Raw genomic sequence first — 16,557 nt, forward strand, 5'->3', positions numbered from 1 at the left:
CACCCTATAGATATGTTAAATCTCATTTTATTTTAGCATAATGCACGGGGTGGTGTCTGTGAGGTGGAGGCTGTGTTGTTGAAGTACACATTGTCATATCTTCCCACCCTTCCTCGTCTTTTAGGATGAAATAACAATAGGATGTTATCTTATGACTCACACGTGGGATGTTGTCATTGTTGGTGGTGGACTAGCAGGTTCTGTTGCGGCAAATGCTTTAAAAAAACGATTTATCTATCCTACTTTTAGAAAGGCTCTGTTAACCTTTAAAGTTGAAAAATAAAATTCGGAAAACCCTTAATTAAAGGTTTCCCAATTCTTGTTATCCACCTGTTAATATATGCTCTAAATATATAATCCCCATAAAAAATAGCCAGACTGCTAATGGAATTGCTAAACTCTTGATGGCTTGTAATGGTTTATAATCTTTATTTTTCCTTTGTAGGACTCTATCGGTAATAAAGAACAAAATAGAAGCACCTAAACTATACAATAGTAATATAAGACCAAAAACAGCGTGCAAAATCCCAGAGAAAATTATTTCAGATTTTCCATTTTTCATTTTTGTTGAAATAAATTGACTAACTTTATCACTAATGATAGAGGTTAACACTCCATAAATTAAAATTGCCGGGAAACTATACATCAAATAAACAGGCGTGGCTAATACAACTGCAAATAAATAATTTGGTATTGATGAAATAGTTTCACCAAATGGATTTGGCACTATTAGACCTAACAAAATAGCAAACATAGAACCAGAGACAGATGCCGAAATAATTTTTCTTGATATCATTTTGTTCACCTCCATATTCAGTATATACATAGTTTAATGAAAGGCTAAATGTTGAACTTGAACTTAGCCAATCTCAAACTATCATATGTTTCAGTCATTTCAAATACAAACTGGGCTTCTCCTCATTCTATATTGTCAGAAGGAGCTATTAGAAACGGGAAACAGGCAGCTGAAGAAATTATTCAGAAAGAAAAGAGGTGAATATGGTGCAGATTAGTAACGAGGATTATAAACAATTTAAACCGTTGTTGTTTTCAATCGGTTATCGGATGTTAGGTTCTGTAGCAGAACAGAAGCAGAAGATATGGTACAAGAAACTTTTCTAAAAGCGTATCAAATTGATGACCAGAAGATAGATAATAAGAAAGCATATCTCTGCAAAATCATGACAAACCGCTGTCTTGATGCATTAAGATGGGCACGCTATAGACGGGAATATTACGTAGGACCATGGAATCCTTAACCCCTATTGCTAGAGAGTACACATGACATTGATCTCTCGGAAGTTGTTCTTCAAAAGGAAGGATTGAGTATTGCCTATTTAGGAATGATGGAACATTTAGCACCGGATTAACGGGCAGTCCTCCTTTTAAGAGAAGTATTTCATTTATCCTATTCGGAGATTAGTAACTTCATTGATAAGAAAGAAGAAAATTGCAGGAAAATTTTTAGCCGGGCCAAGCAAAAAATTTCGAGTATAGAGGGTGAAAGTTTAAACTATGAGAAGAATAAATCCCTTATCGATCGCTTTATCCAAGCGTTTCAAATGCAAAATATCGATTCCTTATTAGAACTCATATCTGAAGTAGTCACTCTCTATTCCGACGGCGGAGGAAAAGTCAACGCCGCTGTTCGTCCAATCGAATCCCGATCCAATGTTTTGGCCTTTTTATACGGGATATTCAATAAGGCTCCTGAAGACTTTTATTTTGAAGTCAAGAAGTTCAATGGTCAGCCAACCATTGTGACCTATGTAAATGGTAAGGTTCAAAGTATCATTAGTTTTTATATACGTAATGATAAATTTAACGAAATGTATATTACCATGAATCCTGATAAGCTTCCGACTTATTAAAAAAAGGGATAATAAGTTGGTCAAAATGAGACTGTCTCTAAAGTTTAGTTAATTACAACCTTTTGAAACAGCCTCTTCATTTTCTATCAAATAACTACAATATTAAGATAACCAGCCTTATCAATTAAAGGGCTGATTAACAAGCGTTAATCAGCTTTTTCGGTGGTTAAACGGTGGTTAAACGGTGGTTAAACAGGTTTAGGTTAAGAAATGGGAAGAGTACTGTCTTGTTAATAGTTATCAAGAATTTATATACTCATCCCAATTGGATTTCTAAATCCTCTAAAATACTAGTCTCTGCCTAAGGTTTCCTTACACCATTGGTTTAATGACCACTTCACTTACATCGGTATTTTCTGGCTGTTCAAGCGCATAGACAATAGCGCGAGCAATGGCCGTTGCTGGCAGAGCGGTACGCCGGTATTCCTTCATGAATTCCCTTGCATCGTTGTCGGTAATGCTATCAGCTAGTTCTGATTCCGTTACCCCTGGCGATAACAGGGTTACACGGATATCTTGCCCTACAGTCTCTTGACGCAATCCATCCGTTATTGCACGTACTGCATATTTGGTCGCGCAGTAGACAGCAGCTGTCGGGCTAACTTCGTAGGCACCGGTGGAAGCGATATTTATGAAATGACCGCAGCCTTGTTTTTTCATGACAGGAAGACCAGAGGCAATGCCATGGAGGACGCCGCGAATATTGACATCAATCATTCGGTTCCATTCTTCAATCTTCAATGCTTCCAAAGGAGAGAGCGGCATTACCCCTGCATTGTTGACTATAGCATCCACCCGTCCAAAACGACTTTGGGCTAATCTAATGATTGCCTGCATCTGTTCTAATTCTGTCACATCGAGCTGTTGAACGACTACAGAACCACCATCCGAAAGAATGTCAGATGCCAATGCCTCTAGTCTTTCCATACGTCTTGCCCCGATAACAAGATGAACGCCCATGCTTGCAAGCAGTCGGGCTGTTGCTTCACCAATTCCGCTGCTTGCCCCTGTAATCACAACAACTTTTTCATTAAGTGCAGACATCATTATTTGCTCCCTTCACTGAGTTCTTCTAGATATAACACCATACCTGCATGGTAAAGCACCCCGTTGATAAAATCACCATCGGCAGTAAAGCCTGTATCGTCAATATATTCGATATGATTGCCCTTGATGGTATAGTTGCCTTGGTAGGCACTTTTGCGGTCACCACGGGCTTCGTCGTATCGTCCGTTCGGAAGCAGCTCGTGACGAATATAGCCGTCCGCGGTCACCCAGGTGCCCAAATAGGGATGTAAATGATCATGTTCTTTTTTCATTTCATAACCCTCCTTTCATATTTAAACGATGGATGGCACTCCATTTTTTGCAGGATAAGATAACATAAATAAAGCGTACCAAAGAGCGAATAACAGAAACTTGATCAATTTCTTACCCTCCAATTAAGTGTCTCACCATAAATTCATTATGAACTTTTGAGCTAAGTAGGGGGTAGCCGAAAACTACACAATTATTGCCTAATACTCCAATAAAATATAGTATAGTGTAAGATATCTATAAATTTGCTGGAAAAGATGGGGGAGTTGTCTATGGAGCAAATGAAGGAATTAGCAGAGTTGATTGAGAGAAATGTAACGACGGATGGAACGCATGAGACGTCTATAGCAGGCTTAAGGTTTGTTCGCACCTCCCAGATTTCCGAACCGGTTTACTCTGTTTATGAACCGTCCCTATGTGTTGTAGCCCAAGGATCAAAATTGGTCTTGCTCGGGGAAGAAAGCTATAAGTATGATTCGGCCAGTTATTTGACTGCTTCTGTTCATTTACCGATCACTGGACAAATTGTAAAGGCTACACCTGAAAAACCTTATTTATGTGTTCATTTGCAGCTTGAAATGAGTCAGATCTTTGAAGTCGTTCAATCATCGAATCAAGAAATCCCTAGTAGCTCCCCAGGACGTGGACTGGTAATCAGCCGGATAAATGACTCGCTCCTCGAAGTGGTATTACGGCTTATTCGGCTATTGGAGAACCCAAAGGATATACCAGTCCTAGCTGAAAGTATCAAACGTGAAATTATTTACCGGGTACTACAGAATGAACAGAATGAGTCCTTGAAGCATTTTGCACTTGTAGGTAGTCAGGCCCACCGGATTGCAAAGGCGATTGGGGTGTTGAACCAAAAATTTGATCAGCCCTTGAAGGTTGCCGATTTGGCGAAAGAAGCTAGAATGAGCTCCTCATCCTTCTACAATCACTTCAAGGAAGTCACGGGCATGAGTCCAATCCAGTATCAGAAACAGCTCCGGCTGCAGGAAGCACGCCGATTGCTTTTAACGGAAAACATGGAAGCAGCTGAGGCAGCGTTTCAGGTAGGTTATGAAAGTCCATCGCATTTCAGTCGGGAATACAGCCGTAGGTTTGGCCTGTCCCCAATGAAAGATATACGACTTTTGCGGGAAATGTTTTAACCCATGATTATTTCACTCCGAAATATAGGTTTTGGAGTTCAACTCCATGTCGGTATGGGGACTCTCTTGATCTATTTCATCAAATGAAAGCGTAGTTAATAGTACAGAAGTGACCCATGATTTAAAATAGGACTCATACTCAAGATGGGGTTTGAGTACCTGATTTAAATTTTATTCACATACTTCGCTTTGACAAGATGCGATCTTTCTGAATCATTAACATTTTTATCTTTTTGAATAAACTCATCTGATCTTTCCATAGAAAGTAACATAAATTTTCAAACTATTAATTCGAGATCAGACCCCTTATCCGAAAAAAGGAACACTCAAAGTATATTGTTATTCAAGCATTGCTTTTGAGTAGAATTTTTGAACTTTTAAATTTATATAAGCCTATGTTCATTGGTTAACTAACAATTTTTACTTTATCATTGACTCGTAAGTATCTGATAAACATCTCATTATCGGGAGATATGCCTGAGACTTTGAAGATTCCAACAAACCTATACCTATTAAATCCAAGATTATCTTTGTATTTTGCAAATACTGCCCTTTCACGGCCAGATTCAACTTCTTCCATATAGCTTCCGCTTCTTTCTTTGGCAATTCCCCCATCTTGGTGGGATTCATCAATGTATGACCAATCTTCTGCTAATATATTTAGCCAACCTCCAGCTACTGACTTAGTATTCCCATTTTCTATAATTGAGAGTTTTGGACACCACAACCACAGTTTATCTTTCACCCTAAAATAACTCCGTTGGTATCTTTTAGCATTTTTCCCGAATACAGTATTGGCTATATCCTTTATATCCATAAATGATATATCATCGTAAATGGTTAGATATTCTTGTTGTTTCAACTGCTTTAATTCTTCTTCATATGTTTTCCACTTCAAAATAGTTTTTGAAGCCTTATCTTGGATAACTGATACAATCTCATTGATGCTATCATTTATCTCTTCTAGTGACTTAGTGGCATCAATTCTAAACCATTGAAAATCATGAATAGAATCTTCATTAACAGCAGAAATAATATCATCCATTCGGAGTTTATCTTCTTTTTGATTTTCTTGATGGTATGCTTCATCCACTTCCACCCCTAGGTGTAATTGAGGGAAATATAGATCCATCAAAGCATATGTGCCATTTTGTCGTTTTACATATTGCTGACTAACAGGTTTAAGATTCATGTTGTCCAACTTATGCCAGATAGCAGTTAAAATATAATTCTCGTAATCTTTCCTCTTGGTACGTGAAAAGGTCTTTACTAAGTAATCACGCTTGTTCATCACTACACACCCTCTTATTAAATTACTTCAATTTCTTAGTCGTTATCACCAAAGGTAAGTTTATAAATCACACTAGATTTCTAAAAGAGGCAGTTTCTTGCTTTTTCTTTTTGTTCTTTTCATCAATTATTTATGATACGGTTCTGCGTGTTTTAATAGATGGTAAAACATCTACAGAAGAAAACCAGAAGGTTATCTTCTTAATATCCTTCCGGTTCTCCTCAACGTGTATTTCTTTTATTAGCGACCTTATTAAAAGCTTTTTTTCTTTTCCATCCGCTTGGTCGAACAACTTATTAAAATTTTTCAAAGTATAAATAATCGATTCTTCATCAAGTTCTATATTATGGCTATCCAGTTTACTTTCTAATGACCGTAGATTATGTTCAACTTCATTTATTCTTTCTTGCAAGGCGTTCATTAACCGATTATAAGTGGTAGTTTCAATATCATCATTAAAGTAGTCATCATCAAGTTTGGTTCTCTTATCATATAATTTCTGCAACTGTTGCTTAAAAATTTTTATATCTTTAGCATATATACTGCTTTCGTTGTTCTGGTTGTCCCTTAACTCACTAATCAAATCGTTAATAAATTCTTTATTGTTAATCATTCGCTTAATAACCTCTAATACCTTTGGTTCTATCACTTCTTTTTAATCAAGTTGGAACTACAAACAGACTTTCCTTTTGTGTGGAAGGCTTGGCACATATAGTAGTATATGTAATCGCCTTTTCTCCCTTTAGCTTTACTCATTACAGTTCCCGCTCCACATTTAGGACACTTTAAAAGACCAGTTAATAACAAATTCCCATTAAAATTGCGATTAGTGGTAAATGATTTCTTTTGTGCTTCATTTACTGCTTGTACCTTATTCCACAACTCTTCAGATATAATAGGTTCATGATGCCCTTGCACAATTATTGGGTCGGTTTTACCCTTCCTTCTTTTAGTGCTCCATTCTGCATGTTTCCTCCAAACAAGTTTACCTCTATACACATGATTATGTAATACTGCCTTTACACCAGCTATGCTGAAATCTTTACCTTTTTTGGTTTTAAGTCCTTTTCCGTTCAGTATGTTGGTAATTACCTTGTATCCTTTACCGATTGACCTTAACTCAAATATCTCTTTCACGATTTTACTTTCTTCTTCATTCACCACCAATTTTTTATTTTTAGAATCATACCCTAAAATTATACCGCCATTCCAATACCCTTGTTCCGCTCGTTGCTTCATTCCTGAATTTACCCTATCAATTATTGTAGCTCTTTCATAACGAGCAAACGTACCTAATAAAGAAATAAACATGTAACCAGTTGGAGTAGATGAATCCATTTCTATTGAAGTAACTACCAGTTTCTTATTATTTGGTGTCAACTCATTATCTATTAGATTTACAACATCGGTATTATTACGAGATAACCTATCCACTTTCCAAATTAAAATGACATCTACTCTATCCTTATTTAAATCTTTGAACAACCTTTGAATTTCAGGGCGGTCAAAATTCTTACCCGAGTATCCACCATCCCTATAAACATCATATATCTCATATCCTTTATTTTTTGCGTATTCTTTTAATGTATTTTCTTGAGCATCTAATGAATAACCAGTTTTTTGTTCTTCTGTTGATACTCTTGTATAAATAGCTGCAACTTTACTCATTTGTACCTCTCCCTTTTTTCATAAAGCTAGAGGAGTTCTACCCCTAGCTTTTTTTGTTAGCATTTAAAGACATACTATATTTTCTAATCATTTCTGCTATTAACTTTATGGCTTCATTTTTTTTCACTTCTGTTTCTGTCGGTATTACAACTGTACTTTTTTTGTCTTCCAATTTTTTCACCTCTTGTTGTATCTAAAATAGAAACGTGCTGACCAGTCGATGTTACTTGTCCGTATTTGTAAAATCCTTTATAAAAATCTTTTTTATCTAGTATTCTTTTTACTTGTACTTTCGTGAATTTTTTATTTTGCCTAGTTGTGTACCCCTTATCATTTAAAGCCTCCGCTAAATCAGATAATGACCATCTAGGAAACTCTTTTCTTAATTTAAATAGTTCACGTACAACTTCTGCTTGCTTATTATTTACTTGCAATTGTTTACTACCTTTTTTATCGTCATATCCAAATGTTGCTCTTCCGCCAGCAAAACCACCGTTTTGAGCCTTACACCAGGCAGTATTTCTAACTAGTTTAAAACTTCTATCAAAAGTAAAGTAACAATGACATAAGTGTTTGACTAGCCGTCTGGGTAATTCCGTTTCTTAAATAGTCTATTTTTGGTAATATGTAATTATAGAATAAGTTATTTACAGAAGGGGATTACAAAAATGGCTTTTAATCCAAATGATTATCCAGAGTTATTTACAATTAAAGATGATAGAATTTATTACAATCAAACCAATAAAGGTGGTACACCAAAAAACTATAAATGGTCTGACCCAGAAGAAAAAGTACGAGCCAAGTTTTATTATGATCTAGTACATAAATATGACTATCCTGCTCATAGAATTGACTTGGAAGTTGAAGTTTATAGAAGAAAACCAGAAGACTTTGCAGATATTGTTATCTATGAAGATAATGAATTTAATAGTCCCTATTTGGTAGTAGAGTGCAAAGAAATGGAAGTTAGCGAACCTGACTTTGAACAAGCAATAAAGCAAGCTTGGGGTAACGCAAACAACCTCGCGGCAGAATACGCAGTTGCAGTTGCAGGTAAAAGGTTATTTGCTTTTGAACCTAAATCTTTCAACTATAAAAATAGAAATAAGTATGCCCTTAATATTCCTGAAAGATACGGTAAACCTATTAAGTATAGATTAATTAAAGGAGATCCTGAATGGGATGTAAAACCTTCTTCGCTTGAAGAATTAAGAAGCGCTTTTCAAAAATGTCATGACATTTTATGGGAAGGTGGAAAACGGAACCCTTCTGAAGCATTTGATGAGATGAGCAAGTTATTATTCTGTAAGCTTCAGGATGAGAGACATGAGACTGGCGATGGAGAAGCATACAAATTTCAAATTGGTACACATGAGCAACCAAACGAAGTTGCTACTAGAGTAAAAGACATATATGCTGATTCTCGCTCAAGAATGCCTCACGTTTTCCAAAGTTCGATAAAGATTTCAGAGGAATTAATCTATAAAGTAGTAGAAGAAATCCAAGAAGTTTCACTTTATAAAACTGACTTAGATGCCAAGGGTAGAGCCTTTGAAAAATTTCTCGGTACAGTTTTCAGAGAAAAAATGGGGCAATATTTTACACCAAGGCCAGTCGTTAATTTTATGGTAGACATGGTAAATCCTACCGTTAGAAATAGAATAATTGATCCTGCATGCGGTTCTGGTGGATTTTTATTATATGCTTTAGAAAAAATTCAACAAGAAGCAAATGATAAATTCAAAGATGTTATAAGTAGAAGAGATTATTGGAAAGACTGGTCATTAAGGTCTCTTCATGGTGTAGAAATAAACGATCAAATTAGTCGCGTTGCTATGATGGGTATGATTTTGCATGAAGATGGACATACCAATATCCAATGTGCTGATTCTCTTCAATCATTTTCGGATATGAAAAATATAACCACTGAGTTTCAACCAGAATCTTTTGATATCATTTTAACTAATCCACCTTTTGGGGCAAGTGTTAAAAGGGTAAACAAAAGACAATCCCATCCAGTCTTAGATGAGTATGAACTTGGTGGAAAGGAAAGAAATGGTCAAAAAACTGAAATTCTCTTCATAGAAAGATGTTTAGACCTACTAGTTCCAGGAGGAAAAATGGGGATAGTTTTACCTGAAGGAATATTTAATAATCCGTCACTTGAATATGTAAGAGATTTTGTTGAGGGCAGAGCATTTATAGATGGTGTAATATCATTGCCATTAGAAACTTTTATAGCTTCTGGTGCCTCAGTTAAAACAAGCATACTATTTATAAAAAAATTCACCAAAGAAGAAACTTTGACCTATAACCAAAAATATAACTCCATATTAACTAAAAAAATCAAAGAGTACAGTGATACACGTGACGAGATAAAAGAGCATTATCAATCTGCAATAGACTGTTATGATAGGTCTGATATTAAAGCTTTACAAGACGAAATTAGTCACCTAAATCAAGAACTTGAAACTGACCTCTCTTCAGAGGAAAAAAAGAAAACTAAGGCTAAAATTAAAGATTTAAAGAGTAATATAAAGAAAATAATTACTAAAGAAGATAGAGACAATGTAAAGAAACTTAAGAAAGAATATAATTCAAAAATGAAAGAATTAGAAGAAAAAATAATTATGGAAACTAAACAAAAATTAAAAGAAGAGTTGAACTACAAAGTGTTCATGGCAAATGTCGATAAAGCAGGAGTTACAGCAACAGGTGATAGTGCTGAAAATGAACTTCCTGAAATTTATAAAAGATATAAGGAATTCCGGAAAAAGAAACCTCTTAAATTTAATACAAGCAAGGATGAATAGTTATGGCTGAGGTTATTGAGGTAAATTGGAAAGATACTTTTCAATGGATTGTATCTGACGGTTTAACATTATTTGAAGACCTACCAGAAGGTTGGAAGAGAACAAAAGTTAAAGATATTTGTGTACAAAAAAAAGAGGTTGTTGAAGTATTAAACAACGAGGAATACAAAATGGTTGGAGTTAGATTGGAGGGTAAAGGGTCATTCCATAGAGAAACTCTTTCTGGAAGCGATATTGGGGCAAAGTACTTAACCAAATTAGAGAATGGTGCCTTTTTATATAGTAAGTTGTTTGCTTGGAGAGGTGCCTTTACAGTTGTACCTAATTCTCAAAATGGATGTTACGTATCAAGTGAATTCCCATTATTTTACGTTGATAAAACAAAGGCTAATCCCTATTATTTATATTTGTTCTTCACTCTCCCTGATACGTTAAAACTTGTAAAGAAGTTATCGGTTGGATCAGCAGCTGTTAGCAGAAATAGATTTAAAGAGGAAAGATTTTTAGAATTAGAAATACCATTACCTCCAATTGAAAAACAGAATGAGATAGTTAATATATGGCAAAAAAATAGAGGGGAAATAAATAAATTAGAAGTCCAATTGTCCCAGAAAAAAGATGACTTGTTTACAGATTTCACTGCTGAACTTTGGGAAGATAAGGGTATTAATCTTAAAGATGAAAAAGTATTTTCTATTGATTGGTCTTCATGCAATAAGTGGGGGGTTGAATTTGCGAAGGAAAAACTAAAAAATCGTAGAACCCCTAACTATAATGTAAAGAGAATTACTGAAATCTGTAATGTAAGCAGCGGGGGCACACCTTCTAGAAAGGAAAAGAAATACTTTAACGGCGATATACCATGGGTGAAAACTACTGAAGTCCGTAACAATATTATTACTGAAACTGAAGAAACAATAACTGAGCTTGGACTTAAAAATAGCAGTGCGAAACTGTATCCTAGCGGAAGCCTAATAGTAGCAATGTACGGTCAAGGTGCAACAAGAGGACGAACAGGAAAGCTAGGTATTGAAGCAAGTACTAACCAAGCATGTGCAGTATTAACTGAATTCAGCCCAAATGTTAATGTAGACTTTGTTTGGTATTATCTTATGAGTGAATATTCAAATCTGAGAAAACTTGCTAGCGGTAACAATCAACCCAATTTAAATGCAGACATGATTAAGAACTATGAAATTCCACTACCTCCGAGAACGAAACAAAATGAGTTATCCATCACTGTTCGTAATGCTTACAATAACATAAGTAACCTTGAGCAACAGTTAGAAGAAAAATATAATGAAATTAGTAATTTAATAAGAGACTTATTGACAGGTAAGACTGGCAAATAATACATGAAATTAGAGAGAAACCACCTTATTGGTGGTTTTTTTTCCTCTTTTAACACGCTTCAATATAAATGAAAAACTTAAATGGACGCTACTAAAATTTTTTATGTCATGAAATGTATTTAAAATCTTGAAGTAAAATTTATTAAGTATATCTGTTTATATAAAAACACCCAAACAAAATATGTCCAATCTTATACCATCTTCTACAATTGTTATTTCTGATGCTTAAATTCATTTTTAGCTCTTAGCTTATTCAACCAATATTTCCTATAGCTAGGTTAACTCTTTGTTTTACCAACACTTATAGTACGGCTCTTCTATTCTATTATTTGGAAACATCAACAGTAGAAAAACCATAAGGCTATCTTTTAAATAACCTTATGGTTCGCCTCAACCTGTATTTGTTTTTTAATTTAAATATTTAAAAATAATTCACAGTTATCTAATATTTAAAATCACAAGTTATTTTATTTATATGAAATTCCGGCAGCTTCTTCTATCCAATCTGAAAAATTTTCATAGCCATTATCCAAATCCCAGAAATAAGTTTTAAATACATTTGAGGCTTTTTTTGTTTTTCCATCCACTTCCACATAATAATTATCTAGTGGATTATCGCCTCTAGTATCTTTTTCACCTTTTTGGTTTTTTAGCCGATGTATATAGATCCCCAAAAGCTTATTCCCTTTTTCCAAACTTTCCTCAATCTCATATTTAACCCATTTTCTATTTGACGTCTCTTTGCCAATTAGAACTACAGTTACAGAGGTTCCTTTTAATTGTCCTGCTATCCAATCTTTTATTGATTTATCACCCTTTTTCTTAACCTCTTCCCACTCAGCAGCATCAAGGTAACCTTTGATTTCCTGTGTTACATTTGAATTCCTTACCTGTCCTGCTCTCCAAGCATCTCTTTCATAATGAAAGCTAAAAAACACTTTCCTTGCCATTACAAACTCCTCCTTATTTTTTCTATAATTCTATGTGTTTCTTCTATTACTTTCTTCTCATCTCTTTCGTTTTCTAGAGTCTCTAATGAGTCTTCTAAATACCAATATCTATCCATATCTTTTTTAACCTCATTAAAGATTCTTTTTGTAACATATCCTGTGGAACCAATAGGGATAATATATTTATTTTTGTTTTTTGCTATTTGAAACTCTTCCATCATACCGTCCGCTTCAATAGTTTTGCCATCCTTGTCTTTATTTCCAAACAAAAATATAGTAACACCAGCATCATTAATCATGTCTTTTCTATACTCGGTCCACAGTTCTTTTAGAGTTTTTCCACCAGATTCATTCTGTGGAAAGGGCCGAAGAGTTAAAAAGTCATTTGTTTTTTTATTCTTACTATTAAATATTTCTTCAAGAGCTCCATTTATTACATAGCTTCCAACCCCTAGTCCAAAGCCTGAAATTATATGGTGATTTTTTGATACTAAAGATTTAGAAAGATTATGTAAGAGATTTTTAGCTTCTTCCTCAGAATAGTTCCCATATTCTTTTGCACTACCAGAAATAAACACCTGATTTATTTTATGTTTTTTTTCTATATTATTAAGAATAGTTGTGATATCTGTGTAATTATCAATAAGTACTGCATTAATACCATATCTCTTTAAATCTTTGATTTTTAGCTCTTGTTTTACTTTATCGTAACTAAATTCTTCTTGATTAATTGAACCGTCTTGATTTCTATATCTTTCATCTTGTTCATTAACTTTCCTAAAAAAGCAATAGTGGTTTTTTGGACTTTTACCTAACAGTTCTACCCTTATTTTACTTAAGATTTGCTCTAAGTTAGGATCCTCAAAACTAAAACCAATAAACAAAAATGTCTTAGAAATCAGTTCTCCTTTTAATTGAGTAGTGAAAAGCCTTCTATCATTATCATATCTTTCGTAATCATCTCTGGTTATGACAGCATCATCTGGAAAGTCTTTATCTCCATGCATTTTGTAAACTACAACATCTCTATCTGGCTTATAGTTTTTCATCTGACTTTGACTTATTTTTATATCCGTAACTTTATTACCGCTTTGTAACGTATCCTCAATAATAGAATCATAGTTGGTTGTCCAATAAGTATTAATAGGCAATCTAGACAAGATATCCATATTATCATTCTTTTCAGCAGTTCGTTGAAATTCTTGAATAATTGCTTCATTAATAGTCTGTCTACCATTAGCATTAACATGGTATTGAGCAACAGATACTAAATCCAACTCTTTATCAATGTCCAATTCTAATTCATCAGCAATATCCCTTAACAATTCCTTCCAATCAACAAACCCTGAGCCTCTTGATAATCCTGCCCCTGCAAATATAGCTAAGTTATTATTTCTTAGTTCCTTTAACACAGCTCTCTCAAATAAAGCTAAGGAAGTACTAATAATTATTCACCCACATTTCTATGATTTTATTTATCATACTCTATAGGTAAAATATACCATAAACTAGGTAAAAATGCAATAATTCTGTTTTTTATAAAAATAATCGACATAAATTTCTACGACTTACACTTACTTTATATCTTTGTTTTACCATCACTTGTGATACGGTTCCCCCCGATTAATCCGAAACGCCCGATAAACCTGCTCCAGCAACACCAGTCTCATCAACTGATGAGGAAACGTCAGCTTCGAAAAACTAAGCGCATAATTACTCCGTTGCTGCACATCATTACTTAATCCTAATGATCCGCCAATCACAAACACGATTTTGCTGTTTCCATAGGTGGTCAGCTTATCGATCTTTGATGCTAATTGTTCAGATGTAATCATTTCTCCCTTTATTTCCAAAGAGATAACATAGTCATCGGCGCCAATCTTTGCGAGGATACGGTCGCCCTCTTTTTGCTTGACCATCTCCATGTCGGCAGCACTTAGATTTTCTGGTGCTTTTTCGTCTGGTACTTCGATTTCCTCGACTTTCGCGTAAGCACCTAGGCGTTTTACGTATTCCGCGATGCCCTGCTTTAAGTATTTTTCTTTTAGTTTTCCTACAGAAATTATTGTTATTTTCATGGTTTCTTCCTTTTCTATCGGTAAAATTATCTATTCTCTTTAGTATAACGAGAAAAAATGGAAAATGCATGGGTTTGCGGCAAACATTGCTTATAAGCAGCTATAATAGATGTGTTTGCTCATAAAAAATCCCGGCACGCATGAACGCTGCCGGGATTTTTCCTTTATTACAGATCGTCAAACCGGTTTAAGTCGCTTGTCTTGGTGTATTGTCGGGACTTCTGTTCGAAGAAATCGGATTTTGTGCCGTTGAAGTTATCGGCATAGGCACGAATCCATTTCATCGGGTTCTCTTGATAGCCTTCGTAAATCTCGCTTAGACCGAGCATGCGAAGCATTTTGTTGGCTCGATACCTGATATAGCCTTCCATTGCATCGAGCTGGATTCCGTCAATGCCATCGAGCACGTAGCGGCTCCATTTTATTTCCTGTTCGACCGAATGGCGGAATTGGTCGTAAACCCATTCGATAAACTGCTCATTATTGTACTCCGGATTTTCTGCCAGTGTGGCACGGAACAGTTCACTGATAAAGCGGCCGTGGTACAGCTCGTCCCGATTGATGTAAGAAATCATCGTGGAGGTACCTACCATTTTCTGATTGCGTGCCAGGTTGTAGAAAAAAGCAAACCCGCTATAGAAGAATAATCCTTCCAATAAAGAAGAATATACCATTGCTTTTAATACCGTTTCAATAGTCGGATTGGTCGCAAATTCGTTGTAAATCTCGACAATCCGTTCATTGCGCTCAAGCAGGACGGGATCTGTGCGTCCTTCATTAAAGGATGCAATTTGGTTATCGTAATTTGTCACCGAAGCCAAAACGTATGTATAGCTGTGGTTATGTTCGCTTTCCTGGTCGGCGATCGTTGCAAGCAATGATTTGACGCTTGGATCTGTAGAATAGGCAGAAATCTTGGATGCGATATCCGTTTGCGGACCGTCCAATGTCGCAAGCAGTCCGATGATTTTAAGGAAGGCGGTTCGCTCCCGCTCGGAGAGTTTGTTGAATTGCTTCGTATCCGTCACCATATTTACCTCATTGGCTGTCCAGAACAGCCCTCGAATCGTTTTCCGCATGTCGTAAAAATGCGGATACTCCACATTGTCCCAGTGGAGAATCCCGCTTGCTTCACCATTAAACAGTGCGGTAGCTTTATTTGGATTTGTCGGTTCCAGTACCTTTGCTCTTGTTAACTTAGCCATGTCAATACCCCTTTCATCCAATTCACGACTTCTTGTTCCTGTTCACCTCTCGGAGATTGCTCCACCTTCAGCGGCGGAAGCGGTGAATGATAGAATGTAGCCAGCTTTTCTGCTGCCAGGCAAAACGTATCATCCCCGCCAAACTGTGTATCGCCAGTGCCAAACACAAACACATTCTCCGGCTTGTAGCCTAAATCGGCCACAAAGTCCTTTACATCAAACGGTGTCTGGCCGTTATCCCAGGTGTAGCTGCCAATCAACATGGCATCGTAAGCCTGCACATCCGGGAATGGTTCATTTCCCAAAATGTTATAGAGCTTTACCCTCTCGACATGCCGCTCCAGTTCCTCGGCAAGCATTTGCGCCACCTCACGTGTGTTACCGCTGATCGATACATACACTATGATGACGGATAACGAAGAAAGCGCCCTGTCGTTCGAATGTTTTGTTTTTATGTTCAAGCCTGTCATGGATATCAAACCAATCTTTTTAGAGTGAACTGCTAGGCTGGCAAAATATCTATATATGTAACAAAAAAACATTCAATCTACTACATATAGTAACAATTCAACTACTCAAAGACAATGGCAAATATGTGTCGTTTTTTTGTTTGGAATGAATGGACGTTTTCTCTTACCGTAGGCGTCCTTTATGATGAGGGATTGTTCAAAGAATAACATGTCGGTCATTATTTCCGGGGAAATAAAACAGGATTCTGTCGAAATTTTGGAGAAAGGAACGCTCTTCTTGTTTGATTGATTCATGTATGTACCGTTTCAACTTGCGCGTAGATTTTCCCTCACTATACATCTTGTAAAATCTGTGTACCTATTTCGTCCCGCCTATCTGCAATCGCAT

The 16,557-nt window shown here is 35.8% G+C and carries 19 protein-coding genes; 7 read left to right on the forward strand and 12 right to left on the reverse strand.

Going from position 1 to position 16,557, the window contains the following annotated elements; all coding sequences use genetic code 11:
- The first annotated feature begins 151 nt into the window (after nt 1-151).
- Nucleotides 152-283: a tryptophan 7-halogenase gene (locus ERJ70_RS18870; protein WP_209366265.1), complete on the forward strand. Its 132-nt coding sequence runs from the start codon at nt 152-154 to the stop codon at nt 281-283.
- A gap of 39 nt (nt 284-322) precedes the next feature.
- Here the strand turns inward: ERJ70_RS18870 and ERJ70_RS18875 are convergent, their stop codons facing one another.
- A complete protein-coding gene (locus tag ERJ70_RS18875; protein ID WP_245208066.1) occupies nt 323-796 on the reverse strand; it encodes a hypothetical protein in 474 nt (157 codons plus the stop codon).
- A 203-nt stretch (nt 797-999) separates the two neighbouring features.
- Here ERJ70_RS18875 and ERJ70_RS20150 point away from each other — a divergent pair, with 203 nt between their 5' ends.
- The 3 genes from ERJ70_RS20150 (at nt 1,000) to ERJ70_RS20095 (ending at nt 1,871) form a co-directional block, all read left to right on the forward strand.
- Entirely contained in the window at nt 1,000-1,122 is a 123-nt protein-coding gene (locus ERJ70_RS20150) for a hypothetical protein (RefSeq protein ID WP_256439061.1), read from the forward strand.
- Nucleotides 1,101-1,259: a sigma factor gene (locus ERJ70_RS20090; RefSeq protein WP_245208067.1), complete on the forward strand. Its 159-nt coding sequence runs from the start codon at nt 1,101-1,103 to the stop codon at nt 1,257-1,259. Before ERJ70_RS20150 ends, ERJ70_RS20090 begins: the two co-directional genes overlap by 22 nt.
- 303 nt (nt 1,260-1,562) lie before the next feature.
- Nucleotides 1,563-1,871, forward strand: coding sequence for a sigma-70 family RNA polymerase sigma factor family protein (locus ERJ70_RS20095; RefSeq protein ID WP_245208068.1), 309 nt, complete (start codon nt 1,563-1,565; stop codon nt 1,869-1,871).
- A gap of 312 nt (nt 1,872-2,183) precedes the next feature.
- On the opposite strand, the gene ERJ70_RS18885 is transcribed toward ERJ70_RS20095, so the two are convergent.
- Nucleotides 2,184-2,915, reverse strand: a complete 732-nt coding sequence (locus ERJ70_RS18885; protein WP_209369562.1) for an SDR family oxidoreductase — start codon at nt 2,913-2,915, stop codon at nt 2,184-2,186.
- 2 nt (nt 2,916-2,917) lie between these two features.
- On the reverse strand, nt 2,918-3,190 hold the full coding sequence (locus tag ERJ70_RS18890; protein ID WP_209366267.1) for an Atu4866 domain-containing protein: 273 nt from the start codon (nt 3,188-3,190) through the stop codon (nt 2,918-2,920).
- A gap of 270 nt (nt 3,191-3,460) precedes the next feature.
- On the opposite strand from ERJ70_RS18890, the gene ERJ70_RS18895 reads away from it, so the two are divergent.
- Nucleotides 3,461-4,342 (forward strand): AraC family transcriptional regulator, encoded by an 882-nt coding sequence (locus ERJ70_RS18895; RefSeq protein ID WP_209366268.1) that lies wholly within the window; start codon nt 3,461-3,463, stop codon nt 4,340-4,342.
- Between the two features lie 406 nt (nt 4,343-4,748).
- Here the strand turns inward: ERJ70_RS18895 and ERJ70_RS18900 are convergent, their stop codons facing one another.
- The 4 genes from ERJ70_RS18900 to ERJ70_RS18910 all read right to left on the reverse strand — a co-directional run bounded on the left by ERJ70_RS18900 (nt 4,749) and on the right by ERJ70_RS18910 (nt 7,735).
- Nucleotides 4,749-5,633 carry an AbaSI family restriction endonuclease gene (locus tag ERJ70_RS18900; protein ID WP_209366269.1) on the reverse strand — a complete coding sequence of 295 codons (885 nt, stop codon included), beginning with the start codon at nt 5,631-5,633 and terminating at the stop codon, nt 4,749-4,751.
- Nucleotides 5,634-5,763: 130 nt separating this feature from the next.
- The gene (locus tag ERJ70_RS20100; RefSeq protein ID WP_245208069.1) at nt 5,764-6,246 is read right to left on the reverse strand and encodes a hypothetical protein; all 483 of its coding nucleotides are present in this window, start codon (nt 6,244-6,246) and stop codon (nt 5,764-5,766) included.
- Nucleotides 6,247-6,278: 32 nt separating this feature from the next.
- Nucleotides 6,279-7,301 carry a recombinase family protein gene (locus ERJ70_RS18905; RefSeq protein ID WP_245208070.1) on the reverse strand — a complete coding sequence of 341 codons (1,023 nt, stop codon included), beginning with the start codon at nt 7,299-7,301 and terminating at the stop codon, nt 6,279-6,281.
- A gap of 113 nt (nt 7,302-7,414) precedes the next feature.
- The gene (locus ERJ70_RS18910) at nt 7,415-7,735 is read right to left on the reverse strand and encodes a recombinase family protein (RefSeq protein ID WP_209366270.1); all 321 of its coding nucleotides are present in this window, start codon (nt 7,733-7,735) and stop codon (nt 7,415-7,417) included.
- Between the two features lie 234 nt (nt 7,736-7,969).
- Here ERJ70_RS18910 and ERJ70_RS18915 point away from each other — a divergent pair, with 234 nt between their 5' ends.
- Together ERJ70_RS18915 and ERJ70_RS18920 are read left to right on the forward strand one after the other, a co-directional pair.
- Nucleotides 7,970-10,114: a type I restriction-modification system subunit M gene (locus ERJ70_RS18915; RefSeq protein WP_209366271.1), complete on the forward strand. Its 2,145-nt coding sequence runs from the start codon at nt 7,970-7,972 to the stop codon at nt 10,112-10,114.
- A 2-nt stretch (nt 10,115-10,116) separates the two neighbouring features.
- Nucleotides 10,117-11,466, forward strand: a complete 1,350-nt coding sequence (locus tag ERJ70_RS18920; RefSeq protein WP_209366272.1) for a restriction endonuclease subunit S — start codon at nt 10,117-10,119, stop codon at nt 11,464-11,466.
- Nucleotides 11,467-11,933: 467 nt separating this feature from the next.
- Here the strand turns inward: ERJ70_RS18920 and ERJ70_RS18925 are convergent, their stop codons facing one another.
- The 5 genes from ERJ70_RS18925 to ERJ70_RS18945 all read right to left on the reverse strand — a co-directional run bounded on the left by ERJ70_RS18925 (nt 11,934) and on the right by ERJ70_RS18945 (nt 16,169).
- Entirely contained in the window at nt 11,934-12,416 is a 483-nt protein-coding gene (locus ERJ70_RS18925) for a TIR domain-containing protein (protein ID WP_209366273.1), read from the reverse strand.
- On the reverse strand, nt 12,416-13,828 hold the full coding sequence (locus ERJ70_RS18930; protein WP_209366274.1) for an SIR2 family protein: 1,413 nt from the start codon (nt 13,826-13,828) through the stop codon (nt 12,416-12,418). Before ERJ70_RS18930 ends, ERJ70_RS18925 begins: the two co-directional genes overlap by 1 nt.
- A 186-nt stretch (nt 13,829-14,014) precedes the next feature.
- Entirely contained in the window at nt 14,015-14,494 is a 480-nt protein-coding gene (gene rlmH, locus ERJ70_RS18935; RefSeq protein WP_209366275.1) for a 23S rRNA (pseudouridine(1915)-N(3))-methyltransferase RlmH, read from the reverse strand.
- Between the two features lie 167 nt (nt 14,495-14,661).
- The gene (locus ERJ70_RS18940; protein WP_209366276.1) at nt 14,662-15,699 is read right to left on the reverse strand and encodes a ribonucleotide-diphosphate reductase subunit beta; all 1,038 of its coding nucleotides are present in this window, start codon (nt 15,697-15,699) and stop codon (nt 14,662-14,664) included.
- Entirely contained in the window at nt 15,687-16,169 is a 483-nt protein-coding gene (locus ERJ70_RS18945; RefSeq protein ID WP_209366277.1) for a flavodoxin, read from the reverse strand. Before ERJ70_RS18945 ends, ERJ70_RS18940 begins: the two co-directional genes overlap by 13 nt.
- Nucleotides 16,170-16,557: the final 388 nt, after the last annotated feature.

This window comes from Sediminibacillus dalangtanensis, from assembly GCF_017792025.1.
GTDB lineage: Bacteria > Bacillota > Bacilli > Bacillales > Amphibacillaceae > Sediminibacillus > Sediminibacillus dalangtanensis.